The sequence below is a fragment of the Exiguobacterium sp. s59 genome (assembly GCF_018617475.1).
In the GTDB taxonomy this organism is placed as follows: Bacteria; Bacillota; Bacilli; order Exiguobacteriales; family Exiguobacteriaceae; genus Exiguobacterium; species Exiguobacterium aestuarii.
On the sequence record NZ_JACSKG010000003.1, the window covers coordinates 198,735 to 225,111 of the forward strand.

Annotated in this window: 28 protein-coding genes and 1 riboswitch; of the genes, 9 read left to right on the top strand and 19 right to left on the bottom strand. The window is 47.9% G+C overall.

Features of this window, described 5'->3' with window-relative positions:
- Window positions 1-93: 93 nt before the first annotated feature.
- A complete protein-coding gene (locus KNO91_RS06960; RefSeq protein WP_074033515.1) occupies window positions 94-1,305 on the bottom strand; it encodes an NAD(P)/FAD-dependent oxidoreductase in 1,212 nt (403 codons plus the stop codon).
- A gap of 263 nt (window positions 1,306-1,568) precedes the next feature.
- On the opposite strand from KNO91_RS06960, the gene KNO91_RS06965 reads away from it, so the two are divergent.
- Window positions 1,569-2,546, top strand: a complete 978-nt coding sequence (locus KNO91_RS06965; protein WP_214787165.1) for an NAD(P)/FAD-dependent oxidoreductase — start codon at window positions 1,569-1,571, stop codon at window positions 2,544-2,546.
- 39 nt (window positions 2,547-2,585) lie between these two features.
- On the opposite strand, the gene KNO91_RS06970 is transcribed toward KNO91_RS06965, so the two are convergent.
- A complete protein-coding gene (locus KNO91_RS06970; protein WP_214787163.1) occupies window positions 2,586-3,440 on the bottom strand; it encodes an NAD-dependent epimerase/dehydratase family protein in 855 nt (284 codons plus the stop codon).
- 159 nt (window positions 3,441-3,599) lie between these two features.
- Between KNO91_RS06970 and KNO91_RS06975 the strand changes: the two genes are divergently transcribed.
- Window positions 3,600-4,238 (top strand): Type 1 glutamine amidotransferase-like domain-containing protein, encoded by a 639-nt coding sequence (locus KNO91_RS06975; RefSeq protein ID WP_214817169.1) that lies wholly within the window; start codon window positions 3,600-3,602, stop codon window positions 4,236-4,238.
- 41 nt (window positions 4,239-4,279) lie between these two features.
- On the opposite strand, the gene KNO91_RS06980 is transcribed toward KNO91_RS06975, so the two are convergent.
- A complete protein-coding gene (locus tag KNO91_RS06980; protein WP_214817171.1) occupies window positions 4,280-4,636 on the bottom strand; it encodes a HesB/IscA family protein in 357 nt (118 codons plus the stop codon).
- A 98-nt stretch (window positions 4,637-4,734) separates the two neighbouring features.
- A riboswitch (FMN riboswitch) is annotated at window positions 4,735-4,877 on the top strand.
- Window positions 4,878-5,040: 163 nt separating this feature from the next.
- Between KNO91_RS06980 and KNO91_RS06985 the strand changes: the two genes are divergently transcribed.
- Together KNO91_RS06985 and KNO91_RS06990 are read left to right on the top strand one after the other, a co-directional pair.
- Entirely contained in the window at window positions 5,041-5,628 is a 588-nt protein-coding gene (locus KNO91_RS06985; protein ID WP_214693438.1) for an ECF transporter S component, read from the top strand.
- Between the two features lie 68 nt (window positions 5,629-5,696).
- Window positions 5,697-6,257: a nucleotidyltransferase family protein gene (locus tag KNO91_RS06990; RefSeq protein WP_214817173.1), complete on the top strand. Its 561-nt coding sequence runs from the start codon at window positions 5,697-5,699 to the stop codon at window positions 6,255-6,257.
- Between the two features lie 52 nt (window positions 6,258-6,309).
- Here the strand turns inward: KNO91_RS06990 and KNO91_RS06995 are convergent, their stop codons facing one another.
- The gene (locus tag KNO91_RS06995) at window positions 6,310-7,521 is read right to left on the bottom strand and encodes a NupC/NupG family nucleoside CNT transporter (protein WP_214795554.1); all 1,212 of its coding nucleotides are present in this window, start codon (window positions 7,519-7,521) and stop codon (window positions 6,310-6,312) included.
- 202 nt (window positions 7,522-7,723) lie between these two features.
- Entirely contained in the window at window positions 7,724-7,960 is a 237-nt protein-coding gene (locus KNO91_RS07000) for a YuzB family protein (RefSeq protein ID WP_074033523.1), read from the bottom strand.
- A 98-nt stretch (window positions 7,961-8,058) separates the two neighbouring features.
- On the opposite strand from KNO91_RS07000, the gene KNO91_RS07005 reads away from it, so the two are divergent.
- Together KNO91_RS07005 and KNO91_RS07010 are read left to right on the top strand one after the other, a co-directional pair.
- The gene (locus KNO91_RS07005; protein ID WP_214746262.1) at window positions 8,059-9,114 is read left to right on the top strand and encodes an NAD(P)/FAD-dependent oxidoreductase; all 1,056 of its coding nucleotides are present in this window, start codon (window positions 8,059-8,061) and stop codon (window positions 9,112-9,114) included.
- Window positions 9,115-9,356: 242 nt separating this feature from the next.
- On the top strand, window positions 9,357-10,787 hold the full coding sequence (locus KNO91_RS07010; RefSeq protein ID WP_214817176.1) for a S8 family serine peptidase: 1,431 nt from the start codon (window positions 9,357-9,359) through the stop codon (window positions 10,785-10,787).
- 95 nt (window positions 10,788-10,882) lie between these two features.
- Here the strand turns inward: KNO91_RS07010 and KNO91_RS07015 are convergent, their stop codons facing one another.
- Both KNO91_RS07015 and KNO91_RS07020 read right to left on the bottom strand, forming a co-directional pair.
- A complete protein-coding gene (locus KNO91_RS07015; RefSeq protein ID WP_214817179.1) occupies window positions 10,883-12,169 on the bottom strand; it encodes a globin-coupled sensor protein in 1,287 nt (428 codons plus the stop codon).
- Window positions 12,170-12,343: 174 nt separating this feature from the next.
- A complete protein-coding gene (locus tag KNO91_RS07020; RefSeq protein ID WP_214817182.1) occupies window positions 12,344-12,631 on the bottom strand; it encodes a YuzD family protein in 288 nt (95 codons plus the stop codon).
- Between the two features lie 129 nt (window positions 12,632-12,760).
- Between KNO91_RS07020 and KNO91_RS07025 the strand changes: the two genes are divergently transcribed.
- Window positions 12,761-12,988, top strand: a complete 228-nt coding sequence (locus tag KNO91_RS07025) for a NifU family protein (RefSeq protein WP_012726833.1) — start codon at window positions 12,761-12,763, stop codon at window positions 12,986-12,988.
- A gap of 19 nt (window positions 12,989-13,007) precedes the next feature.
- Here the strand turns inward: KNO91_RS07025 and KNO91_RS07030 are convergent, their stop codons facing one another.
- Window positions 13,008-13,787, bottom strand: coding sequence for a TIGR01457 family HAD-type hydrolase (locus KNO91_RS07030; RefSeq protein WP_214817185.1), 780 nt, complete (start codon window positions 13,785-13,787; stop codon window positions 13,008-13,010).
- Window positions 13,788-13,791: 4 nt separating this feature from the next.
- Window positions 13,792-14,235 carry a DUF86 domain-containing protein gene (locus tag KNO91_RS07035; protein WP_214817187.1) on the bottom strand — a complete coding sequence of 148 codons (444 nt, stop codon included), beginning with the start codon at window positions 14,233-14,235 and terminating at the stop codon, window positions 13,792-13,794.
- A gap of 158 nt (window positions 14,236-14,393) precedes the next feature.
- Between KNO91_RS07035 and glpX the strand changes: the two genes are divergently transcribed.
- A complete protein-coding gene (gene glpX, locus KNO91_RS07040; protein ID WP_214817189.1) occupies window positions 14,394-15,374 on the top strand; it encodes a class II fructose-bisphosphatase in 981 nt (326 codons plus the stop codon).
- Window positions 15,375-15,416: 42 nt separating this feature from the next.
- Here glpX and KNO91_RS07045 read toward each other — a convergent pair whose 3' ends face one another.
- From KNO91_RS07045 to KNO91_RS07080, 8 genes are all read right to left on the bottom strand, one after another.
- Window positions 15,417-16,088: a DUF975 family protein gene (locus tag KNO91_RS07045; protein WP_214817191.1), complete on the bottom strand. Its 672-nt coding sequence runs from the start codon at window positions 16,086-16,088 to the stop codon at window positions 15,417-15,419.
- A gap of 103 nt (window positions 16,089-16,191) precedes the next feature.
- Window positions 16,192-16,497 (bottom strand): hypothetical protein, encoded by a 306-nt coding sequence (locus KNO91_RS07050; protein ID WP_214795544.1) that lies wholly within the window; start codon window positions 16,495-16,497, stop codon window positions 16,192-16,194.
- A 154-nt stretch (window positions 16,498-16,651) separates the two neighbouring features.
- A complete protein-coding gene (locus tag KNO91_RS07055; protein ID WP_214817193.1) occupies window positions 16,652-17,020 on the bottom strand; it encodes a YutD family protein in 369 nt (122 codons plus the stop codon).
- Between the two features lie 48 nt (window positions 17,021-17,068).
- The gene (locus KNO91_RS07060; protein ID WP_214817195.1) at window positions 17,069-18,415 is read right to left on the bottom strand and encodes a bifunctional metallophosphatase/5'-nucleotidase; all 1,347 of its coding nucleotides are present in this window, start codon (window positions 18,413-18,415) and stop codon (window positions 17,069-17,071) included.
- A gap of 9 nt (window positions 18,416-18,424) precedes the next feature.
- Window positions 18,425-19,270 carry a DUF72 domain-containing protein gene (locus KNO91_RS07065; protein ID WP_214787130.1) on the bottom strand — a complete coding sequence of 282 codons (846 nt, stop codon included), beginning with the start codon at window positions 19,268-19,270 and terminating at the stop codon, window positions 18,425-18,427.
- A gap of 12 nt (window positions 19,271-19,282) precedes the next feature.
- Complete coding sequence (locus KNO91_RS07070; protein WP_214782026.1) at window positions 19,283-20,464, bottom strand: MFS transporter; 1,182 nt, start codon at window positions 20,462-20,464, stop codon at window positions 19,283-19,285.
- Window positions 20,465-20,569: 105 nt separating this feature from the next.
- Entirely contained in the window at window positions 20,570-21,889 is a 1,320-nt protein-coding gene (gene brnQ, locus KNO91_RS07075; RefSeq protein WP_214795536.1) for a branched-chain amino acid transport system II carrier protein, read from the bottom strand.
- A gap of 203 nt (window positions 21,890-22,092) precedes the next feature.
- Complete coding sequence (locus KNO91_RS07080) at window positions 22,093-22,365, bottom strand: acylphosphatase (protein ID WP_214795535.1); 273 nt, start codon at window positions 22,363-22,365, stop codon at window positions 22,093-22,095.
- 92 nt (window positions 22,366-22,457) lie between these two features.
- Between KNO91_RS07080 and KNO91_RS07085 the strand changes: the two genes are divergently transcribed.
- Window positions 22,458-23,840: an alanine/glycine:cation symporter family protein gene (locus tag KNO91_RS07085; protein WP_214817197.1), complete on the top strand. Its 1,383-nt coding sequence runs from the start codon at window positions 22,458-22,460 to the stop codon at window positions 23,838-23,840.
- A gap of 36 nt (window positions 23,841-23,876) precedes the next feature.
- Here KNO91_RS07085 and KNO91_RS07090 read toward each other — a convergent pair whose 3' ends face one another.
- Window positions 23,877-24,860 (bottom strand): L-lactate dehydrogenase, encoded by a 984-nt coding sequence (locus KNO91_RS07090; protein ID WP_214817200.1) that lies wholly within the window; start codon window positions 24,858-24,860, stop codon window positions 23,877-23,879.
- Between the two features lie 109 nt (window positions 24,861-24,969).
- Window positions 24,970-26,367 carry a Fe-S cluster assembly protein SufB gene (gene sufB / locus KNO91_RS07095; RefSeq protein ID WP_012726850.1) on the bottom strand — a complete coding sequence of 466 codons (1,398 nt, stop codon included), beginning with the start codon at window positions 26,365-26,367 and terminating at the stop codon, window positions 24,970-24,972.
- Window positions 26,368-26,377 lie beyond the last annotated feature (10 nt).

Genomic DNA, 26,377 nt, shown 5'->3' on the forward strand with positions numbered 1-26,377 from the left:
AATTTCGACCAACGTGGTCAAAGAACTTCCTATGACAATTTCTAAAGAAAACAGCTCGTTCTGAATGAGAACGAGCCGTACGTGAATCGCGAATTAGAACTTCCCTTTTTTGAGGACGAGTCCGTATTTTTTCAATTCGATGAAGTGTTTGTTGTCGATGACTTTCTTCATGAATGAAGCGTTGCGACCGAAGATTTTTTTACCCATGACGATTCCGATTCCATCGTTATGACCGAGCGAAGCGACTGTTCCTTTGCTCTCGTAAGTGAACTTCGAAGTCGATTTGCCGTTGATAAGCGCCGCGATGTTTTTCGCAACGTTGTGCGCTTGTTGCGTCGCGATTTGTGCCGTCGGTGGGTATGGACGGTTTGATGCAGGGTCCATGACTGCTGAGCAGTCACCGATGATGAAGACGTTGTCGTGACCTGGTGCACGGTTGTCCGCTTCCACCATGACACGGTTGCGAACCGCTTCAAATCCTGATTTTTCGATGATTGGGCTACCACTTACGCCACCTGTCCAAATGATTGTGTTGGCACGGATTGTCTCCGTTGTGTCACCTTGGAGTGGACCGAATGTGACGACACCTGGTTCGACGCCTTTGATTCCGTTACCGAGTTTCATCTCGACACCGTTACGCTCCAACCATTTCTGTGCGTATGTTGTGAGTTCCGGATCGAATCCTGGAAGAACTGTTGGCGCTGCTTCAATGTTGACGATGCGAACCGCTTCGCGTGGAACGTCATACTGTTTGCAAAGCTCAGGGATTCGGTTGACGATTTCACCGAGGAATTCGATTCCTGTGAATCCAGCACCACCGACCACGATCGTGACGAACGAGTTGTCAGAAGAACCGTTTGTTTTATATTGAGCGAATGAGTACTCGATGTGCTCTTTGATTTTACGAACACTGTTCAACGAGCTGATTGTCATCGCGTTTTCTTTCAAGCCTGGGATACCGAATGTTTCAGGAACACCACCGAGACCGATGACAACGTAGTCGTATTCGACGACAGAACCATCTTCGAGCGTCACTTGTTTCGCAGCAGTATCGACGCGATCGACGATCCCTTTGACAAGTTTCACACGTGACGGGTTCACAATGTCGTTAATGTAAATGCGTGCTTGGTCTGGGTTCATCGTTCCAGCAGCTGGTTCGTGAAGCCATGTCGTTTGGTAGTGATAATCATGCTTGTTGATGAGCGTGATGTTCGCATCACCTGCAGCGAGTGTCTTTTGAAGGTTGACAGCTGTAATAAGTCCGCCAAAGCCCGCGCCAAGAATAACAATGTTAGGTCGTTTCATGTTCATTTCCACCTTGTTTAAAGTTTTGTTTTTTTGAACAACTATGTTGTGTGTTTCTTCACATAGATGTTCACAATAAAGCCCATTCTTGTTCAACATCTGTTCACAATTGCTTCTGCTTTATTGTACGCTCTTTAAATTGAATTCTCAATGGAAAAGCTTATCTTCTTGAATTTTTTTTGAAAGTGTTGCATGTTTGTACTGAATGGATTTAATTCAATAAACTCTCTATAATAGATGTATACGCTTTGAGGAGGAATTCGATGAAGACGACGAAAGATGTAATCATCATCGGTGGCGGCCCGGTCGGACTGTTCACCGCATTTTACGCAGGCATGCGCCAACTCGATACGACGTTGATTGAAAGCTTACCGCAACTCGGCGGTCAGTTGTCAACGCTCTATCCTGAAAAATATATCTATGATATCGCTGGTTTCCCGAAAGTGAAAGCACAGGACTTGATCGATCAATTGAAAGCGCAAGCTGATCAATTCGAGCAAGACTACCGCCTCGGCGAAACGGTTGAAACGGTGGAACGTCTTGAGGACGGCACATTTGTTTTGACGACAAATAAAGAAGAATATCATACGAAAGCCATCATCATCACTGCAGGAAACGGTGCCTTCTCGGCTCGTCCACTCGGTCTTGACGGCTGTGAAGATTACGCAAACCTTCATTACTTCGTCGACAACATGGAGAAATTCCGTGATCGCCGTGTCATGATTGCAGGTGGCGGAGATTCAGCCGTCGACTGGGCGCTCATGCTCGAAGGGATTGCGAAAGAAGTACACATCGTCCACCGTCGCGACCGTTTCCGTGCTCACGAACATACGGTCGAACAGATGAGAGCATCGACGATTAACGTCCTTACCCCATACAACATCGAGTCACTTTCAGGTGAGACACATATCGAATCTGTCGAACTGACAGATAAAGACGGTGAGTCGAAAATCGTTGAAATTGATGATTTGATTTGTAACTACGGATTCGTTTCATCTCTTGGTCCAATCAAGAACTGGGGAATGGAATTTGAGAAGAACACAATCCGCGTCGACTCACGTATGGAAACGACAGTCGCCGGCATCTTCGCTTGTGGTGATATCGCCACATACGAAGGAAAAGTGAAGTTGATTGCAACAGGTTTCGGTGAAGCCCCAATCGCCATCAACCAAGTAAAACAACTTGTGGACCCGACTGCTCGTCACCCACAACACTCGACATCTGTATTTGCCGGGAAATAATCATCAATCCTCTGTGGACCGTATCCACAGAGGATTTTTTTATTTCCGCATCGTCTGAATGATGACCCGGTCAATCCAGTCATCCAACTGCGTGAAGACGTAGCCTGCTTTCTTCGCTTCAGCGATTGACATGTAATAGTCGACATCCGAATCATATGGGGACGACTCCCCGTCTTTTATAATATGGACCGGTTTTCCGACGTGATGACCGATCCGTTCCATCAGAGCACCCATGGAGATGAGACCGTCACTTGCCGCGTTGAATGGACCCGTCACGTTCGCGCGTCCTACCCATTCTAAAAATGCCGCTGCTTCCGCACTCGAGATGAAGCCCATCTTCGCTTCCGGATGATGCAAGACAACCGGTTCCTCGTTACGAATCGCATCCACATAAAATTTGAGTCGATCTGTATAATCGTCCGGCCCTAAGACAATCGGCAGGCGAACGGTCGCGACCGGGAACGAGGCCCGGTGGAAGAAGAACGATTCTGCCTCTCGCTTTCCTTGTCCGTAATCATGCTCAGCTTCTAAGTGGTATTCATAATGGAGCGGATTGAAGTCACTCTCTTTTAAGTCAGGACCCGGAGCATACACCGACATCGTAGACGTCAATACATATTTCCCCACTTTGTCCATGAACGCGTCCGACGCAATCTTTGCCTGATACGGCGTAAAACAAATATTGTCGTAGACGAGGTCGTACCGTTCGCGTGCCAAGTCTTTCATCGTTGCGACCGATTGCCGATCTCCTTTGATTGACCGTATCCCTTCGGCTTCTGGCACTTGCAGTTGCCCTCTCGTCACAATCGTCACATCGTCCCCCGCCTCCGCGAGTCGCAAGGCAAGTCGCTTCCCGAAATAGCGTGACCCTCCGAATATCAATACTTTTCTCATCACCCTAGCCCCCTTCTCATCTTTCTGTATCCAATATTCCCGTTCATTTCCTACATGTAACCTTTGCCAATTTTATTTTCTAACAACATAACTGTCCTTCCTTTTTTAATTTATTTATTAGATAATTTAATGAACTAAACGATTATCGGAGAGATGGATATGAAATTGATGCTTACTTCAAAAGGACTTTCAAATAAGAAACTCACGCGATCATTTTTAAAGTTACTCGATAAAAAACCTGAAGACACTTCAGTGTGTATCATTACTACTGCAGCGACAAATCAAAAATCAACTCATCCACGGATTAAGCAAGCAAAAGAGATATTTCTTCAATTAGGTATTCAACAAGTTGATTATCTAGATGTTGAAATGGATGACCCTATTCATTTATTGAATTACAAATGCATTTATATCGCTGGAGGAAATCCAGTTTTCCTTTTAAAACACATTCATCGTAGTGGAGCTCACGTTATTCTTAAAGAAATTGCCGAACGAAACATTCTTATAATCGGCGTCAGTGCAGGAACAATCGCCCTCGGACCTCATTTGAAAATTATCAATCATTTTACACCTGATTTGTTCGTGACCGAGGCCGACTTTTCATTGGATGGGGTCGGTCTATTTGATTTCCCGATTATGCCTCATGCTGATAGAGAGGATATTTTCCCTAGCAATCATACGATTTCGGAGCGAATCGAGCAGTACGAGCAAAAATTTAATGAACAAGTTGTTCTACTACCGGATGATGAAGTCATCATTACGGATTCGGTCAATAAGACCTTCTATCGTTTAAATTAATCGCACAAAAAAAGACTATGGCGCGCCATAGTCTAACGTGATTAACATTCTCCAGGTGTACCGGCGTTCGTTGCCGTACGGAAACTTGAGCCGCATCCACACGTGGCGATCGCATTCGGGTTTTTAATCGTAAAGCCTCCGCCGAGCATCGACTGCTTATAGTCGATCTCAAGTCCATCGACGACACCATGATCCACTTCAGCGACGATGACGCGGACACCATGGTGATCAAATTGAACATCTTTGTCCGTTTTCTCTTCATCAAAGCCCATTCCATATGAAAGTCCTGTACATCCGCCACCTTGGACCTTTACTCGCAAATATTGTGCATCCGGGCGTTCGGTCTGTTTTATCATCTCTTGTACTTGAAGTGCTGCTGATTCTGTCAAATGAATCATCTGAACTCCTCCTCATTTTATCTTCATTTCAAGTCAATTGACTTGTAGTTTTGTGCATTATCTTGTATAACTAAACTGTAACAAAAAAAATTAAATCGTTCCATCTTCGGGGCAGGGTGAAATTCCCGACCGGCGGTATTGAAGAATTTATTCTTCTCAGCCCGTGAGCGAGCAAGGCGTTGCTTGCTGATTTCGTGAGATTCGAAAGCCGACAGTATAGTCTGGATGGGAGAAGATGGCGGCATCCGACCGATATCCGGATGTTTTCTTTGACGTGGACTCTTCCACCTCGGAAAACATCTATTTCGTATGCGCGTAAACTCTCCCGATTGTCTTCTTTGCAATCGGGTTTTTATATGCTACGGGTGCCATTCATCGAGGAGCGACCTAAAGGAGAGATTCTGATGAAAACTACGCGCAACAAACGACTGACAACAATGGTGACTTTGGCGATGCTCGGGACGATTTCGTTCGTACTCATGCTATTCAACTTCCCGCTCCCATTTTTACCGCCATTCCTCAAAGTGGACTTTAGCGACATTCCTGCACTCATTGCCGGGATTGTCTTTTCACCACTCGCAGGTGTCGTGGTCGTCGGATTGAAAAACGTCTTGTATTATGTCTTTAACGGTGGCGGTGTCCCGGTTGGAGAAGTCGCAAACTTCTTCGCAGGTGTCGCATTCATGTACCCGGTCGCATGGTTCTATCACAAACGGAAGACGAACAAAGCACTCGCTTCTGGACTACTCGCCGGTACAATCACAATGGCACTCAGCCTCGCCATCTTAAACTATCTCGTCATCTTGCCAGCCTATGCTTTCTTCTTCGGAATGGCAGACATGGCCGACCCGGCCGTGAAGACGGACCTCGTCCTTTACGGGATTTTACCGTTCAACTTGATTAAAGCGATCTTGATCAGCGCACTCTTCGTTCCACTCTTCTTGAAATTGAAGCCGTGGATCGAACGTCAACGTGTACAGCTTCAAGCGTAATCGATATACAAGCATCTAGGCATTGCCTAGATGCTTTTTTCATCATATGATTTGGAGGATATTGATTGATGGAACATGAACAGGACTTGATTCATTTCTTACAGCAAGATGCAGAACTCATGAAGCACCTCCGTACCGTCGCTACTCTTCATCTACCAGACTGGTGGATTTGCGCGGGCTATATCCGCGCAAAAATATGGGACCATCTCCACGGATATGATACTCCGACACAAACGGACGATGTGGATGTGATTTATTTCGACCCTACCCAGCCAGAAGAATCAATCGAGAAAGAAATAGAGCAAACGTTGTATCAATTGAACCCAAACGTACCGTGGTCTGTCAAAAACCAAGCGAGAATGCATCATGTGAACCATCTGCCTCCGTATACCTCATCGATGGATGCACTAGCCCATTTCCCCGAAACTGTGACAGCAATCGGGGTACGTCTAAATTCAAACGGTGATTTCATCTTCGCCGCGCCATATGGAATTCAAGATTTGCTCAGTCTACAAGTGAAGCCAACGCCTCTCTTTGAAGCAAACTCTTCAAAGCATTCAATCTACTTAAAGCGAATGGCTCAAAAAAATTGGCCAGCTCAATGGCCGAACGTCAAATTGTATACATAATTCCTACGTTAAAAAACGCGACCACCGAAGTGATCGCGTTTTCTTATATCGATTAAAGAAGAAGTCCAGCCAATGTAGCTGACATCAAGTTTGCAAGCGTACCTGCGAGAATCGCGAGAACACCCATACGTGCGATGTCACCACGACGGTTTGGCGCCATACCACCAAGACCACCGAGAAGGATCGCGAGTGACGAGATGTTTGCGAAACCACAAAGTGCAAATGCGATCATCGCTTCTGTACGAGCTGACAAATCACCAGAACCGATGATTGGTGCGAACTCAGAGAATGCAACGAATTCGTTCAATACCAACTTTTGACCGAGGAAGCTACCGAATTGTACAGCATCTGCCCACGGCACACCAATGACAAACGCGAGTGGCGCGAACACATAACCAAGAATCAATTCGAGTGACAAGCTATCGAATCCGAAGAGTCCACCGACTGAACCGAGGATCAAGTTGACAAGCGCAATCAATGAAACGAACGCGAGAAGCATTGCACCGACGTTCAAGGCAAGGAAGAGACCGTCAGAAGCACCACGTGCCGCTGCATCGACGAAGTTCGCCGCTCTGTCTTCTTCTTCCTCTGCAATCTCGATGTCATCATCGTACTCTTCTGTTTCTGGCACGATGATTTTAGCAAATAAGAGACCAGCTGGTGCTGCCATGAAGCTTGCTGCGAGCAAGTATTCGAGCGGTACACCAAGTGCTGCGTATCCAGCAAGTACAGAACCGGCAACCGATGCGAGACCACCGACCATGACTGCGAAGAGCTCAGATTGTGTCATCGTAGGAAGGTAAGGCTTGATGACAAGCGGTGCTTCCGTTTGACCAACGAAGATGTTTGCTGTTGCTGAAAGTGACTCTTTACGTGACGTTCCTAATGCTTTTGCAAGTGCCGTACCGAGGATACGGATGACCCACTGCATGACGCCAAGATAGTAAAGTAACGCGATTAATGATGACATGAAAACGATAATCGGAAGAACTTGGAATGCGAAGACGAAGTTGTCGCCGCCGACTGCTGTTCCGAATACGAACGCAATCCCGTCACCCGCCGTGTTCAAGATGGCTTGAACCCCGCTCGAGATCCATTCAAGTGCCGAACGTCCCCAAGACGTATACAACACGAGGAAAGCAAACGCGAATTGAACAGCGAACGCTGCCAAGACCGTGCGCCATTTGATGGCTTTACGGTTGGTAGAGAAGATGTAAGCGATTGCAATTAGTGCCAAAATACCAACCACACTCATGATTTTCATTGATGTTGTGCTCCTTTCATATTAAACAAAGCTATTATATGTGTCATACCCGAAAAGAGATGTGCCCTACCGTTTGAAACGCTTTCTTTTTCTCGTTGTTAAACGTCAGACAACCTACATTCGAACCTCTTAGAATATAACATCCCTCTTTTTAAAATGCAACGGGTGAAATAAAAAAGTTTGAGGTCATCCCCCAAACTTTTTACCATGCCATCTCTTCTATTTTTTCATACACCTTCGTCACTAATTCATCCGGTGTTTCACCGGTCACAACTTCCCCATCGACAAGGCAGAACAAATCGAGGGAACAGACGCCACAGTAGCCCGTACAGCCGTATTCGACTACATCGAGGTCCGGGTCGGACTCCAATTTTGCTCGGGCAACCTGTGAGCCCATCGCTAAATTCGAGGCACAAAATTCGATGATTGGATTCATCATATATGTCACCGTCTTTCTTTACGTGAATTATCGGAAAATGGTTCTTCTACGGCAGATTATAACATGATACAGTTGAAGAGTAACAAAGGGGGATTATTATGCGCAAATTAGTCGTCTTAGGGGGCGGTTATGGGGGAATGCGTGTCATCGAAAGAGTTCTTGGGCACCAGTTGAAGGACGTCTCGGTCACGCTCGTCGATCGCTTACCTTATCATGGATTAAAAACAGAGTATTATGCGCTCGCTGCAGGAACGGTCTCGGACCGCGATATTCGCATCGACTTTCCGGAAGAAATTGACTACATATACGGACAAGTCACGGATATCGATACCGAAGACAAGATGGTTCTGCTCGCGAGTGGAGAAAAGGTACCGTATGATGACCTCGTCATCGGATTAGGCTGTGAGGACAAGTATCATAACGTCCAAGGTGCAGCGGAATTCACGTACAGCATTCAAACACTTGAAGAATCGCGTAAAACGCAGCAAGCGATCAACGGGTTACGACCTGGCTCGGTCGTTTCAGTCGTTGGAGCAGGATTATCCGGTGTCGAACTCGCAAGCGAACTACGCGAGAGTCGTCCTGATTTGACGGTTCGCTTGTTTGACCGTGGACCTTCCGTGCTATCGTTCTTATCAAATCGTGTCTCGATGTATGTCCAATCTTGGTTCGAAGAGCATGGGGTCGAAGTCATTAACAACGCCAACATTACGCGCGTCGATGCCGATGGTTTATGGAACCATGAAGATTTGTTCCCTTCTGACTTGACCGTATGGACAGCTGGGATTCAACCGGTCGCTGTCGTACGCAACCAAGGATGGGAGCTCGATGGAGGCGGACGTGTCAAACTGACGGAACATCATTTCGTACCAGGCTTACCGGACGTGTTCGTCGTTGGAGACAACGCTAGCTTGCCGTACGCACCGTCTGGACAACTCGCCGAAGCTCAGGCAGAACAAATCGTTCAAGTGCTCCTCTGTAAGTGGAAGGGGCTCGCCTATCCAGAGTTACCTGACATCAAATTGAAAGGGACGCTCGGTTCCCTCGGGAAGAAAGCAGGCTTTGGGGTGTTTATGGGGAAACAATCGCTCACCGGAAAAGTCGCTCGCCTATTGAAGTCCGGTATTCTTTGGAAACATAAAGTCATCAAATAACCGATTGCGAATTGACCTGACTGGTCGATTCGCTTTTTTTATAAATCCGATCATCGATTATTCATTCAACCACCGTCTTATTGAGTCAAAAGTCTTGTATCTTAATCCCCTCTATCCTTATCTAAATATTCAGATTTTTAATGCCTACGACATATTCTATACGTTGGAAAAACTTGTTACTCTATGAACACGGCAGCCCGACATCCTGTCATCTTGCCTACTATCCTAAAGGAGGAAACAAGTTGAAAAAAATCTGTAGCACCGTCCTCGCATCATTGCTCGTCTTATCAACCGTACCTGGAGGCGCAGAAGCTGCCCCGAACAAAGAGAAAGAACGCGTCCTCGTCGTCTTCAAAGAATCGGCAAAGAAAATCCCGCTCTCGATTGAAGGCATGGAAGTTCGTCAACAGTATTCGAATATTCCAGCAGCGGCACTCGAAGTTCCGAAGTCTGCCCTGAACGGACTGAAGAATAACCCGCATGTCGCACACGTGGAAGTGGATCAAACGGTACATATCGAGAACCAAAGCCAAGATTGGGGAATTCCTAAATTACAAGCTCCTTCCGCTTGGCAGAGCGGATTCACTGGTAAAGGTGTCAAAGTATCCGTCGTCGATACCGGGATCTCCGCTCACCCGGACTTAACGATTGCCGGTGGTGCCTCATTTAGTACGGTGACGAGTTCTTATGCCGATGACAACGGTCACGGGACGCACGTCGCTGGGATTATTGGAGCCCGTAACAACAGTATCGGGACCGTCGGAATCGCACACGAGGCAAGTATTTATGCCGTCAAAGCACTCGAGGCAAACGGAAGTGGTAGTCTATCGAGTATTATTGCCGGGATTGACTGGTCGATTACGAACGACATGGACATCATCAACTTGAGCCTTGGAACGACAAGTCCTTCGACGACACTCCAACAAGTCGTGGATCGTGCGAATAACGCAGGGATTCTCGTCGTTGCAGCAGCCGGTAACAATGGACGTACCGATGGATCAGGAGACCTCGTCAACTACCCGGCTCGTTACAACTCGGCAATCGCCGTCGCTGCGACAGATATCAATAACAACCGCGCCTCATTCTCAGCAACAGGTAGCACAGTCGAAGTCGCGGCTCCTGGAGTCAGCATCAATTCAACACTCTCTAATGGCGGCTACGGTCAAATGAGTGGGACATCGATGGCGACACCTTACGTCGCAGGTAACCTTGCGCTCATGAAGCAAGCCTTCCCAACGTTATCGAGCACGCAACTACGTACGAAATTATCGCAAGATTCGATTGACCTCGGTACGGCAGGTCGTGACACTTGGTTCGGAAATGGACTCGTCCAAGCCCCTACTTCTGGTGGTACGACACAACCGGTACAAGCACTTACGACGACGGTATCGACGTCGAAGTCATACTACTACGCGGGTGAAGTCGTCTCAATCTCTTCGACGGTGCGCAATTCGAATGGACAAGCAGTCGCAAACGCTGATGTCCGTGTGACGGTCACACAACCGAACGGTGCGACACTCGTCGGCACAGGGAAGACGAATGCTTCCGGTGCGATCACATTCACGCTCTCTACAAATTCTTGGTCACAACGCGGTACGTATCAAGTGAAGTCAGACGCGACACTAACTGGTTACACAGCGGGTTCGGCGACATCTTCGTTCCAACTTCTCTAACCGAAAAAGGTCGAGCGAATCGCTCGACCTTTTCTATAAAACGAATCAAGTCGTTCGAAGCGACTCGGTTCGTTTTTTACGTTGATTCCATACTTCTATAAACGTTGCGCCGTATCCATCAGCTGTGTCGAAGACGTCGCTATCTGCGTCGTCGCCCGCTTTAGCTCGGCAATCGACTCGACAATCTCATCGATATCCCCGGCGAGGCTACCCATCTGTCCGTCCGCATGTTCAGAGTCCCCCGAGATTTGCAGGAAGGCGTCCGTCACTTGATTGATTCGCCCCATCGTCTGTTTCATCTCTTGCTCGGTTGAGAGGACACGGGTCGACGTCTCTTCCATTTGATTCGTGAGTCGCTTCACCAAGTCCTCGACTTCTTCCGCCGCTTGTTTGGACTGACTCGCAAGCGTCCGTACCTCGGAAGCGACGACCTGGAATCCTTTTCCTTGCTCCCCCGCTCGTGCAGCTTCGATGGCCGCGTTCAAACTGAGCAAGTTCGTCTGATTTGCGATTTGTTTCACTGAGTCCGCAATCGTCATAATTTCATTCATCAACTTTTCAAGTGCTTTGATTTCTTGAGCGGAATCCGAAAGGTCACGCGTAATCTCGTCGAGGCGGCCCGTCTCGGACAAGATGGCGTCTTTTCCACTTACCGAAGAATGAAGTACCGTCCTCAGCTTTGTCTGGGTGAGTGAACTCGAATGCTTCATATCATCTGCCCGCTCGTTCATCGATTGAAAGCTGGCCATGACTTCTTGAGAGAGCGCCGCTAAGTCTTCACTTGCCTGTTGGATTGTCTGACCAATCTCGTCTTTTACGAGTTGCATCTGGTCACGAACGACCTCGGCCTCATCATCAAACATTTCGAGCACGATCTGTTGCTCGAAATTAAAGATTTTAGAGACGGCCATCATCAACTTCATTTTTGATTCCGCATCAAGTCGTTCATCTTGGATGGATAAGACGAGCGTCTCAAATATTTTTTGAAACGCAGCCATATACCACTTCCCCTTTAGACCGATCAAGTAGTGACGTTTGGCGATGGCAAGACGTCTGTTAATATACGACTCATTCAATTTCCCTTCAAACATCTCCATGATGTGATTCGAGAGGGTGAGTTTCAGTTTGTCCGAGGACGAATGTTGCCGAATCAACTCTTTCATCTCATCAATTTTTTCGAGCTCCTCGTAAAATACATCCACTAAACGCGGCGTCAATTGACGTAGTTCATGTTGATACGCACGTAAATATGCGAGATCTTCACGTTCGAGGCGAATCAACTGACGTTGACGTTCTAACTCATCCGGTAAAGCGATCAACAGGTGCTCCATTTGTGACGAGATGTCTAAATGGATTGGTGTATTCCGTTTTCGAGCAAACATTGAACAGTCCTCCTCAATGAATGGATTCGTATAATTTTCAAAATATTATAAAAATAATGCAAGTTATGTTCAGTTTATCCCGATAGACAAAAGTTGTAAAATTGTTTTCAAAAGAATAGGTAAACAAAAAAACGAACCTTGCGCTCGCACGGTCCGCCTGTTGTCTTCATTGTATTATACTTGCTTCGCCTCAATCGCCGCGTATACTTTCCGCAACTGAACCACGCCCTCGTCAATCACTTCCCCGTCGAGCAAGACGAGCGGATAAAACCATTCGTCTTCTTTGAGCGCCTGGGCGAACTCATCTTCGCTCTGTTCGAAATCGATGTATTCGAACGAAAAGGATTTCTCCGGATACTTCCGTCCGAGCGCACTTTGCAACCATTCATACGTTTCGGTCGAGCTCGGTGCACCGACACAACTTGCACATTGAACTTCTGCCCCATATACCGTAATTTTCATCTTTATTCCCCCTCAAATCTATTATACAAAAATTCTTCGATTTCCCGATGATGAAACGCTCAGTGTAAATGATTGAGAAACACTCTCAAACTTGCTAGAATAAAGTAGAACGAGAAAGGGGTAGATACCATGGAAATGTTTGATCAAGTCCAAGAAGTGCTCGATAAATTGCGTCCGTTCTTGCTTCGTGACGGCGGAGACGTCGAACTCGTTGATGTCGAAGAAGGCATCGTCAAGCTCCGTTTGATGGGTGCTTGCGGCAGCTGCCCGTCTTCAACAATCACGTTAAAAGCCGGTATTGAGCGTGCGCTCATCGAAGAAGTACCAGGCATCGTCGAAGTAGAACAAGTATTCTAAGCAAAAAGGGAGACATTCGTCATCCCTTTTTTTCGTGCTTCCATTCATCTAAACTCTCGACCATATAGGTTGGGAGTTTTTCTTGTTCTTGGATAAACGCCGGTCCATGCACACCTGAGTTGACATGGAGCGTACGAATGCCACCATTGATCCCAAACAAAATATCCGTATGGTAGTTATCCCCGACCATGACGACATCCTCTTTATTTAGTCCAATCATGTCGAGTGCGATGTCGATCATGACCGGTTCCGGTTTTCCGATGAAGAAAGGATCCTTCTCCGTCGTCACGGTCAATACAGACGTGAGCGACCCGTTCCCCGGTAGAAATCCACGTTCAGTCGGAATCGCGATATCCCCATTTGTCGAGATGAATCGAGCTCCCGAACGGATGGCGATTGCGCCACGTGCCAACTTCTCATATGTGATGTGTCGGTCAAGGCCGATGACCACATAGTCCGCTTTCGGTTCGTCCGTGACATGAAAACCACGAGATTCTAACGCAAGACGAAGTCCATCTTCCCCAATCATATAGACAGTTGCCCCCGGAGACATCTTTTCAATATAAAAAGCCGTTGCCATCGCGCTCGTCAAAACGTTCTCCGCTTTCACGTTCGCCCCCATCGCAATCAACTTGTCAGCAATCTGCTGTTGCGTCATCGATGCGTTATTTGTAACGAACAAATATGGGACGCCTTTCGCTTCTAGTTCGTTGACGAAATCGACAGCTGCCTGTACGGGCTCCGTACCGGCATACATCGTACCGTCTAAATCAAACAAATATCCTTTAATCGGTTCCATCCAATCACTCGCTTTCAGGTAAGAATGCGGACACTGGTCCAAGCTCGACTTCTAAGTAGCGACGAACTTGTGCGGAAAATGCCGTGAAGTCTTGTTTCGACGTCTTCACCCATTCGTCAAACTTTGATGCGTCAGCGTGCACAAACTCACGAACGTAGTAGGCACGTAATCCAACGAGTGCTTTTGTCGCTTTCGCCGTCGTTTCATCGAGCACGCGCTCATCGAGTAAGATATCGACAATGTCTTCATAACTTCCAGGATCTCGCATAATGAACCCATCAATCATCGAGTTCCCAACATCGATGACTCCTTCCATAAGAAGGACGGCCATTCGCTGTTTCGCAAGATCTACCGTGAACGCATCCCCATTCAATTGATCGGTATGCGCTAACATCGTCTCCATCTGTTCCAGTGTCTGATTAATCTTCTCTCTATTCACAAAATACATGATAATCCCCCCTGCTGTTAATACTAATGCTTTTTCGGTCAGGAGAAAAGAATCTGTCCTATTTACATCATTTATAACATTGTGATACACTAATCAACGGATTTAAGCCGTAAAAAGTATAACACATTGAATAGAGATAACGTGGAGGGTACAACACTATGGAACGTGAATTAGCATTAGAAATCGTACGGGCAACAGAGGCAGCAGCACTCGCATCATCGAAATGGATCGGACGCGGCCAAAAGAACGAGGCCGATGATGCAGCTACGTCAGCGATGCGAGAAGTTCTTGGAACGGTCAATATGGACGCGACCGTTGTCATCGGAGAAGGTGAACTCGATGAGGCACCGATGCTCTACATCGGGGAAAAACTCGGAACGACATTCGGTCCGAAAGTTGACATCGCTGTCGATCCACTCGAAGGAACATCCATTGTCGCAAAAGGCCTTGGAGATGCGATGGTCGTCATCGCCGTTGCGGATGAAGGTGCCCTCCTCCACGCACCAGATATGTACATGGACAAGCTTGTCGTCGGTCCAAACTTAAAAGGGAAAGTCTCCCTCGACGAACCGCTCGAGTCAATCATTGAAAAAGCTGCGAAATATAATAACAAGCGCATCGAGGAAGTAACGGTCATCATGCAAGACCGTGACCGCCACGAACATCTTCGTCAAGCCGTCATGAATGTCGGCGCACGCGTCAAGCTATTCGAAGATGGCGATGTGTCTGCTGGAATCGCTGCTGCCGTCAAATCGAACCCGATTGATATTTTCATCAGTACAGGTGGAGCTCCTGAAGGAGTCATCACAGCTGCCGCTGTCAAAGCGCTTGGCGGAGACATGCAGGCTCGTCTACATCCGATGAACGAAGAGGAATCAGCTCGCGTCATCTCAATGGGAATTGAAGATCCACTCCAACTCCTCTCGCTCGACGACCTCGTCAAGAGCGATGACTGCATCTTCGCCGCGACGGGTGTCACGTCTGGTGAGTTGCTCGATGGTGTCAAGTTCTTGACGGATGATATCGTCGAGACGACGTCACTCGTCATGCGCTCGAAGACACGCACGATTCGTAAAGTCGTGGCTGAACATCACTTGTCATTGAAGCCATACTTACAAAAAACTGAAGTCAACGCCTAAAAAAACGCCTTGCTCAATGAAATGAGCGAGGCGTTTGTTTGATTAAAACCCTTGTTCCGTTCCGTGCACTGGCTCGTCCGAACCAACTTGATTGTCGCGAATCGAGTCATAGAACGTCGCATACGTTGTCGAGAAGTAAGGACCGATGAAGAAGAATCCAATTCCGAGCGTCAAAATCCCGACGAGGAACCATCCGAAGAACGACAAGAAGAGCATGAATGCTTCCATCTTATGCCCGTCCATGAGACGCCGCGATTCCGTAATCGACTCGAGTGCCGAAAGCTCAGGCTGATCGCGTAAGATATACGGCGTAAGCGAGTACGAGAATCCTTTGATGATTCCAGGTACGATGAGCAATAACGTCCACAATACAAGGAACACACCCATCACGAAAGACGTGATGACATGTTTCACATAACGTTTTTGGAACGGTTTGAACAATGTCGAGAGTGATGCGCCATTTCCGCGTGATACGTTAAGCGCGAGCCATGACCAACCGATGGCAAGTGGTGCAATCAAGATTTGAAGAATTGTCGACACGAAACTTAGCGTGGCGTCTGTCGAAGTGAACGCTTCCGGTGAGTTAGGATCCATTTCAGGAGCGAACCACTGTGGAATCCCGTTGACGATGACGAACAAAAGCGCCAATCCGGCCATGAGCCACCATTTTCCTTTCAATGCTTGTCGTGCATGTTGTTTCCATTCAGATCTCATTGTAACCCATCCTTTTTTATAGTCTTCACTTCAGTGTACGTGAAAAGTTTGCAACACGTTTCAAAAAAACATAAAAAAAGGGAAAGGATTTTTTCCTTTCCACTTACCGAATCATGACATTGCCTAAAAAGAACTGAGACATGGATAAAATCAATAAGAACACGCCGAGCGAAAACGCAAGGTGAGATGTAACTTTGAATACGCGGCTCCGTAAAAAAGAGTGCCCATATTCAAAGCGACGGACGATCAACACATGAATAAGTTCAAAAAGAATGACTGCCGCCGTAAAATAGAAGGTCATCATGATATGAAAGCCGAAAAAGAACATGGCCAGTATCCCTAGTCCAAGATTATGGATTCGATTATGGACGTCATCCCGATCCCCGACGGTCGTTTGTACATGTTGCATCCAATCACCTCACTCTAAAAACCAAAACTACGTAGCTATCCTTAATGACAATTTATCACATTTTTCCAACCCTTAAACTCTAAGTCATGACTTTTTACCTAAACGAAATATTTGGAAATTAACTGTAATAAAAAAGTGCTGATTGCTCAGCACTTTACGCGTTCGTCTCTTCAGCCTTGTTGAACTTCCGCTTCAACTTCAATTTCTGCTTCGTTCCACCAAAGACAGGACCACTCTCTTCTTCGTTAATGTCCGTCTCCTTCTTCAGAACGAAATAAGGACATCCGAAATTGCAATACTCGTATACATAGTCCATCACGTGATCAATCCGGTTCTCATACGTCGCTAACTTCGATTGCGGTTCATAGAACCCTTTCAAACGTAGCTGTCCGTGTCCCCAGTCCCCGACGATATAGTCGTATTTATCAAGCACGTCACTATATCGGGCGATAAACGCTTCTTCATCAAAGCCGTCGCGCTTCTCTTCTAAGACGGTATATCCGTGGTGATTCACTCGAATCATTGCTCCCACCTCCACTCTTGTATCATAGCATGTCCCGCTATGACGGCTCTATCCTTTTCGAATGACCTCATGACGAGCAACGATTGTCTCTCGCAGCACATCCCTTAATAATTCGGGCATGAAATATCGTTTCGGCTGGTCTGCTAAGTATGGAAGGAGCGGACCAAACGTCAACATATCGACCGTTGCGACACGATACGTCCGGTTCGGTTCAAGCTTTTCTCCCATGACATAGTATTGACCGTCCCGCTGTTCGATTTGATACAAACTTGGTTCACCAAGCACAGTGCCTCTGAATCCTAAGCCTCTGACGTGCATATTCGTGAACGTTTCCTCGTTTACGTCATGTAAGAAGCGTTCGAGCGTGTTACCGTCAAGTGTCAGGACACATGGATTGATTGGATGTGGACAGATCCGATGCAACATATTCAACGTAACGTTTCCTGGAGCGAGACCGTCTAAGACGACACCTGACGGGATGATCCCGACATCTGCCGCACACCAATCGACCATTCCTTCCACAAGCAATTCACCGAGCGGGGAATGCCCGAACCAATCGGATGCATACCCTTCCGTCTCTGCGATGGTGATATCGAGGAGACGTTCGGCTTCAGCCCCTTCTGAGCGCAGCAACGCCAGCGTATCTGTACTTTCGGCTTGATGGGATAATTCATGAAGTCGTGCTTCCTTCTCGACAACCTCGGCGCCGTCAAGTATCAGCGTCACTTCCCCGACATACTGTCCGTATTTCCCGGCTTGTGCGATCAGTACCCCGTTCGTCATGACGCCTTCATCTAAAACGTGATGCGTGTGGGCACCAAGGATGACGTCAATTTCAGGATACATGTCCGCCAATCGCTCATCCCCGAAGAAACCGAGGTGACTGAGTGCGATGATGACATCACAATGTGCCAACTGCTCCAACGCACGCTTTGTCGCTTCGTAAGGCGATTCGATTTGCCAACCAAGTTCCGGATACAACTCTTCATAAGGGGCTGTGACTCCAAATAAGCCGATTTTCAAACCATCTCGCTCGAGGACAAGCGTCTCCTCGACCCAATCTGGTCGTGAACCGTCCGCTTCATACACATTCCCAAGTAAAATCGGAAACGTCGCCTCCTCATATAATTCGGCTAACCAGTCGTGCGGGAACGTGATCCCTTCGTTGTTCCCGATGGTGACGGCCGTAGGTTGGAGTCGCTCGAGTAATCGAACGTTCAACTTTCCGCGTGTCACTTCTGTCGCGGGATGTGTACGATCAGCATGATCACCTAAGTCAAAATAAAGCGTATTGTCCGTACGATGTTCCTCTAAAAATGAAACAAGTTTCGGCCATTGGTCGAACTTTGAGTGAAGATCATTGTAGTGAAAAATAGTAAGTTTCGTCACGGCCATCCCTTCCTTCTAAAACAGACTGATTTGTCTAGGTGCAAGCTCGTATTCGAGCCCAAGAATGTCAATCAAACGTTTGGCGTTCGGAGCCGCATCTCCGTCCGAGTTGTTGTTAAAGTATACATACACGTCTTTCGCTTCACGGTCAATCTCCCGGAGCGAGGTAGCGAGTTCTTGAAGTTCTTCCTCACTATAGCGATACAGACAACGGACGTGTCGCCATTCCTGGCTGGTCATTCCCGGTTTTTTGAGCCATCCTGACGTATTGCGTCCATGCAATCGAACGACGGCTACCTCGGGGTGCGTCACGACCGGCACGAACGGGATGCTACTCTCTTTCGTCTGCGGCTCATCACAAATCGTGTTGATGAATCGTTGCTCCTTTAAAAATTGAAGCGTACGGTCTCGGAACGCTTCAGAGAACCAAGTCGGGTTACGAAACTCGATGGCAATCTCATAATCAGAGAGTTCGGCTCGAAGCGTTCGCAAATAGTCGAGATGCGGTTTTGATACATCGAACCAAGGAGGGAGCTGGACGAGCACGGCACGTAACTTCCCAGCCTGCTTTAATGGCTCGACAGAAACGCGATAACGCTCAAACAACTCAATAAGTGGTGTTTTCGGTTCACGATCATGTCCGCTCATTTCCCGGGAAACTTTGACGACAAATTGGAAATGGTCGGGCGTCTCAGCATCCCATTTTTCAAAGTTCTTTACAGGTTGTATCGCATAAAATGTTGAGTCGACTTCGACGGTCGGGAAATGTCCCGCGTACGTCGATAGTTTATGTTTTCGTTCCTCTGGGGTCGTATATAATAGATCATGGTCACCCCATCCAGTCACACCAACGTAGATCATAGCGTCCTCCTTTTATGACTCTGAAATGACGGTCGCTTTCCGTTTCGACCAGTTCCATGTGCCTGTATACGTAATGAGTAGTAAAACAAGACCCATGATGAACGGATAGCGCATATCGATATCAAATGCAATGCCAGCGAGTGTCGGTCCCAAAATGTTCCCGATGCTCATATAGGCGTTGTTCATCCCCATCGCGAGTCCCTGCTCGTTCCCGGCCAACTTTGAGACAAGCGTGTTCAATACCGGACGCAAAATAGACGTCGACAAGAAAATGACAAGTGTCACCGCAAAGAACAACATATACGTTCCTGCAAACAGTGATAATAAGAAACCAAACGCCGCGAGCGCGATGAAGGCGAGGACGACTTTGACCTCTCCCATCAGCTCAACGAGACGGTCTACCGCGAACAATTGGACGATGACGCTGACGACACCCGTCCCTGTCACCATGATGGCAATCTCTTGTGGTGTCGCGCTGAACATTTCACTGACATATAGTCCGAGCACCGACTCATATGCCATGAGCCCGAATGCCATAACCAAGTTGATCAGCAACACGAAGAAGTATGGTTTCCGTGTCGACATGACCAATTGAGTCGGTAATGATTCTTTTATTTTCGGTGCCACATAAGGAGCACGGTCCGGCTCTTTTAACAGAAGCACTGAGGAAATAACGGCGATGAAGGAGACGATTGCTGAGACGAGTAACGGTGTCTTTAACCCAAACTCGGCAAAAAATCCTCCAATCCCTGGTCCAACGACAATTCCTAGCGACATTGCCGCGGAAATATAACTATTCCCTCGCGCTCGCTGTTCGAGTGTCGTGATATCCGCGACATAGGCGAAGATGGCCGGAATCAATAATGCAGCCCCGACTCCACCAATCGCACGCGAGACGAGCAGGATCGTCAAGTTATCCGATAGATAGAAGACGCCCATCGAAATGGTAAATCCGATGAGGCCTAAAATAATCATCAATCGACGACCATACACGTCTGCCCATTTCCCGGCAATCGGTGACATGACGAGCTGAGCCCCCGCAAATACGGAAATCATCAGTCCTGCGGCGGTTCCCCCTTCGCCAATCATCTTTAAGTAATCCGGAATAATCGGGATGATAATCCCGAAGCCGGCGACGGCAATAAACATATTCAACATGAGAATCGCCAATTGATTTTTTTGTTTTGTTGTCAACGCATGTCACTCCCTTTTCATCCTTCCATTTTACTGTTTGAGCTCACATATGGGCAAACAATAAGACAGAAAAAAGCCCATCCTTGACCAAAGGATGGGCTCGACTTATGAGATGCGTGATTGAGCAAGTGATTCTTGTGACGTGCCCTTCGGAAGAAGGAGCGTGATCACATAGACGATCATCGTTGGAACTGCCCAAGCAAGACCAATTTCCGCCATCGGCAAGCTCGAGATCCAAGAAGTGACCGCTGACGGCTGGATGCCGTTCCACGTTTCAAACAACGAGAGAACGAGCGCCGTGTAGATGGTAGCCTTCATCGCCACACCAGGGTTGCGCTGAAGACGCTCTGTCACAGACACGAGCACGAGCGCGATCATGACCGGATAGAGAAGTGTGAGAAGTGGAACCGCGATCTGAATCAACGTTCCCAATCCGACGAGTGAGATTAAATAGCCGAACAATGTAGTCGCGATGACGACATGATGGTATTTGAGTGATTCAAACTGATTGCTGATGAAGCGTGAGAACTCTGAGATGAGTCCGACCGCTGTTGTCAAACAAGCGAGGAAGACCGCTAACCCGAGAGCGAGCATTCCGACTTGTCCGTAAGACGTCCCAGCGAACGCTTGGAGAAGGCTTGCGCCACTCGTTGTACCTTCTGCGACCGTCATATTCGCACCGATTGACCCGAGCGAGATGTAGACGAGCATCAAACAGGTAACCGCGAGCATTCCTGCAGAACGTAGGAGTGAAGACGCTTCTTTTTGGTCACTCAATCCATTGGCTTTCAACGTGACGAGGACGATTGCCCCAAAGACGAGGGCCCCGAATACATCCATCGTCAAATAACCTTGTTGGAAACCTTGTCCGAGTGCGCCGACCCATGTCTCAAATCCTTCAGCTGGAGCTCCTGGCTCTCCGAGTGGAGCGACAAGGTTCGTGATTCCAATCGCTGCGAGCAAGAACAAGAGAATTGGTGTGATGATTCGTCCGATCACTTCAATCAACTTTTGAGCACGGAGCGTCAAGAAGAACGTCAACCCGAAAAAGACGGTCGAACTCATCGCAAGTGTCAAAGTAGAAGGTGCATCGAGAAACGGGACAAGCCCCATCTCATAAGTGACAGCGGCCGTACGTGGGATTCCGAAGAATGGCCCGATGGCTACATACATCAATCCCGTCAAGACGAGCGCGAGACGTTTTGGAATGTAACGAGCAATTTGATCTGTCCCGCCGCCTACCCGAGCGACTGCGAACAAAGCAAGAAGCGGTAAACCGACACCCGTAATGACGAACCCGATCATCGCCGGTACGAGGTTTTCCCCCGCCAAGGCGCCGAGCTCTGGTGGGAACAGCAAGTTCCCGGCCCCAAAGAATAAAGCAAAAATCGTAAACGCTAACGGGAACAATGTCGATTTTTTCATACAACTACCTCCATACACTTGATATTCCGAACGAATTAACAAAAAAATAATAACTAAATTTTCTGACAATACATCGCTTGGTCTATTTCATTATACACACTTCAAATCTTTTGACCACCCCATCTCTAAAATTTGAGGTTTAATTTTTAGAAATGTAGATTTCACAAAAAATCTCCCTTCCATGTGAAGGAAGATGTAAGCGTTTAATAACGAATGTCGAACGATCGAAAAGCTTGATCCTCCGCTTCCGTCTCTTGGATTCGTTCGACGCCGACAAAGCGATTGCCATCTTTCAACGCCTGTTTGAAAGCATCAAACTCCTTATCGGTTCCTTCTGCATGCAGCTCGACTGTCCCGTCATTCAAGTTTCGTACCCACCCTTTGATTCCGTATTGTCGAGCGGTCTCTTGAGAAAAATAACGAAACCCAACGCCTTGGACACGTCCAGATACAATTAAATGTTTAGCGACTCTCATTCTATATTCCTCCTTTATTTTGCCAAAGATGTTTAGAGGTCCTTACTTTAGGAAACAGTATTTAAGTAAAATAATGGAATTGGAGTGGTTATATGAATGCAATTATCGATATCGTCACGAGTTTTTCGAATTGGCTTTGGGGCGTGCCGATCATCTCGTTACTCGTCTTGTCCGGTGTGTTTCTCACCATTAAACTTGGTTTCTTTCAGTTTCGCTATCCCATCTACATATTCAAGCAAACATTCGGCAGCATCTTTAAAAAGCCGAAAGGCGAAGGCGACATAAGCCCGAGACAGGCGTTAACATCAGCCCTCTCTTCAACAGTCGGGGCCGCGAACATCATCGGTGTACCTGCAGCGATCATGTTCGGGGGACCGGGTGCCATCTTCTGGATGTGGGTCATCGCCATCATCGGCATGGCCATCAAGTTCTCAGAGAGCGTGCTAGCCGTTCACTATCGTGAAAAGAATGATGCCGGTGAATTCGTCGGGGGACCTGTTTATTACATATCAAAAGGACTTCGTTGGAAATGGCTCGCGACTTGGTTCGCTTTTGCGCTCATGATCGAGCTCATACCGAGTATCATGGTGCAGGGGAACGCTGTCAGCTCCGCAGTACGTGAAACGTTCAACGGAAACACGCTCATCACCGGCATTCTCGTCGCCGGACTTGTCGGGATCATCGTCTTCGGTGGTCTGAAACGAATCGCGAAAGTGACGGAGATTGTCGTTCCAGGTATGGCGCTCGTCTACGTTGGAGCCGGACTCGTCATCGTGTTGATGAACTTGTCTGAAATTCCAAACGTGCTCAGTCTCATCTTCTCTTACGCGTTCGAGCCGATAGCCGCGTTCGGTGGTTTCGCCGGAGCTGCAGTCGCTGAGACGATTCGTTGGGGGTTTGCCCGCGGACTATACTCGAATGAAGCAGGTCTCGGGACGGCACCAATCGCTCACGCCGCTGCACAGACGGATCATCCGGTGCGCCAAGGGTTCTGGGCGGTCATCGGAATCGTAATCGATACGTTGATCATTTGTAGCACGACCGCATTCGTCGTCTTGTCTTCCGGTGTCTGGACGGCGGATGGGGCGATGGAAGACCCTGCGGCGTTGACGACGATCGCCTTCCGTGAATACTTTGGGTATACGGGAAGCTTACTCGTCACCATCTCGCTCATTTTCTTCGTACTCTCGACAATCATCGTCATCATCTTTTACGGCTCACGTCAGGCCGAGTACTTGTTCGGTTTGACGGCAGGGAAGATCATGAAGGCCGTTTATATTGTCTCGATTGTCATCGGTTCGATTGGAGGCGCCCAAATGATCTGGAACTTCCTCGACTTGATGCTCGCGATGATTCTCATCCCGAACATGATTGCCGTCTTACTACTCAGCGGTGAAGTGAAACGATTGACGACTGAGTTCTTCACCTCAGAGAAATATTATAAGAAAGATATCGCCGAAGAAGAGGCGTCTTAATCAACAATCCGACTGCTTGCGCAGTCGGATCTTTTTTTAGGATGCCGGTTCGACCTTCTCGATTCCCGCCTTGATGGCTTGTACCGAAGCATCAAATCTTTGTTGTTCTTCGTTCGTCAATTCGATTTCGATGATTTTGCGAATGCCGCTCCGGTCAATCAAGGCCGGTACGCCGATATGAACGTCACTTGCCCCGTACTCGCCGTCTAAATGAGCGCCAATCGTGACGACCGAGTTTTCATTTCGAACAATCGCTCGAATAATGCGAAGCAAGCCGACCCCAATCGCATAATAGGCGGCGTTCTTGTGCTCGATGATTTGGTAAGCGGCGTCACGCACATCAGCATAAATCGCTTCCAAGTCTTCGAACTGATATTTCTCATTCTCCGCCAATAGTTCTTCGATACTCTTCCCATAGATGCGGGCGTTGTTCCATGCGACAAATCCTGTATCCCCATGTTCCCCCATATAGTAAGCGTGGCAGTTCCGCGGCGATAGTTCGAAGTAGTCTCCGAGCTTGTAACGGAGTCGCGCCGTATCGAGGACAGTCCCTGAACCGATGACGCGTTCTTTCGGTAAGCCCGATGCTTTCCAAGCGACGTGGGCCATCACATCGACCGGGTTCGTGGCGACGACTAAGATGCCGTCAAACCCACTCTTCATCAAATCTTGTGTCACGGTGCGAACGACTTTCGCGTTTTGTTCGACGAGATCCATCCGTGTCTGGCCGAGTTTTTGCGCCGCACCTGCTGTGATGACGACGATGTCTGCATCTTTACAATCCGTGTAATCGCCTGCCCAAATCCGGACCGGTGTCGGGGCGAAGGAGATGCCGTGATTCAGGTCCATCGCCTCTCCTTCTGCCTTGGCGTGATTTGAGTCGATTAAGACGAGCTCTTCACAAAGGGCCGCCGTCGATAATTGATAGGCAAAGCTAACCCCGACCCAACCGGCACCGATCACGGCGATGCGGGTGATGTCTTTCGGGTCAATATCATCTTTATGCGGAATACGTGTCATATAAATCCTTCCTTTCTATGAATCATTCTCTTTTTAGCATACCCTACATACGGCATGGACATAACAAAAAAACGGACCCCTTTTTACAGGGAGTCCGTCATTCAGGCAATTATCCAATCGAACCTTCCATCTCGAACTTGATGAGACGGTTCATTTCGACCGCATATTCCATTGGCAATTCTTTTGTGAATGGCTCGATGAAGCCCATAACGATCATTTCTGTCGCTTCTTCTTCCGAGATCCCACGGCTCATGAGGTAGAAGAGTTGCTCTTCTGACACTTTTGAGACTTTCGCTTCGTGCTCGAGCGACACTTGGTCGTTCAAGATTTCGTTGTACGGAATTGTATCTGACGTCGACTCGTTGTCCATGATGAGCGTGTCACACTCGATGTTCGAGCGAGCACCCTTCGCCTTACGGCCGAAGTGGACGATTCCGCGGTACGATACTTTTCCGCCTTGTTTCGAAATCGATTTCGAGACGATTGACGACGACGTGTTCGGCGCGAGGTGAATCATTTTCGCTCCAGCGTCTTGGTGCTGTCCTTTACCAGCGAGGGCGATCGAGAGTGTCATCCCACGTGCGCCTTCCCCTTTCAAGATGACAGCCGGGTATTTCATCGTGAGTTTCGATCCGATGTTTCCATCGATCCACTCCATCGATCCACCCGCTTCACAGACTGCACGTTTCGTTACCAAGTTGTAGACGTTGTTCGCCCAGTTTTGGATTGTCGTGTAACGGCAGTATGCATCTTTGTTGACGAAGATCTCAACGACCGCTGAGTGAAGCGAGTTCGTTGTGTAAACCGGTGCTGTACATCCTTCGACGTAATGAACCGATGCGCCTTCGTCGACGATGATGAGCGTACGCTCGAACTGACCCATGTTTTCCGAGTTGATGCGGAAGTAGGCTTGAAGCGGTTGCTCGAGTTTCACGCCTTTTGGTACGTAGATGAACGAGCCACCCGACCAAACTGCTGAGTTGAGGGCCGCGAACTTGTTGTCCGTCGGCGGGATCAACTTCCCGAAGTACTCTTTGAAGATTTCTTCGTCTTCTTTGAGTGCAGTGTCTGTATCTTTGAAGATGACACCTTTTTCTTCGAAGTCTTCTTGCATGCTGTGGTAGACAACCTCAGACTCATACTGAGCCGAGACACCTGCCAAGTATTTTTGCTCTGCTTCTGGGATACCGAGCTTGTCAAACGTACGTTTGATTTCTTCTGGTACCTCGTCCCATGAGCGTTCTGTCTTCTCAGATGGTTTGACATAGTAAGTGATTTCGTCGAAATCAAGTGCCGAGAGGTCTCCGCCCCATGTCGGCATCGCCATCTTGTTAAAGTGATCCAACGACTTCAAACGGAAGTCGAGCATCCATTGTGGCTCTTCTTTCATGCGCGAGATCGTCTCTACGATTTCTGTCGTCAAGCCGCGGCCTGAACGGAAAATCGAAACGTCCCGATCATGGAAGCCGTATTTATAATCGCCAATTTCCGGCATGTTCTTTGCCATATCGGTCTCC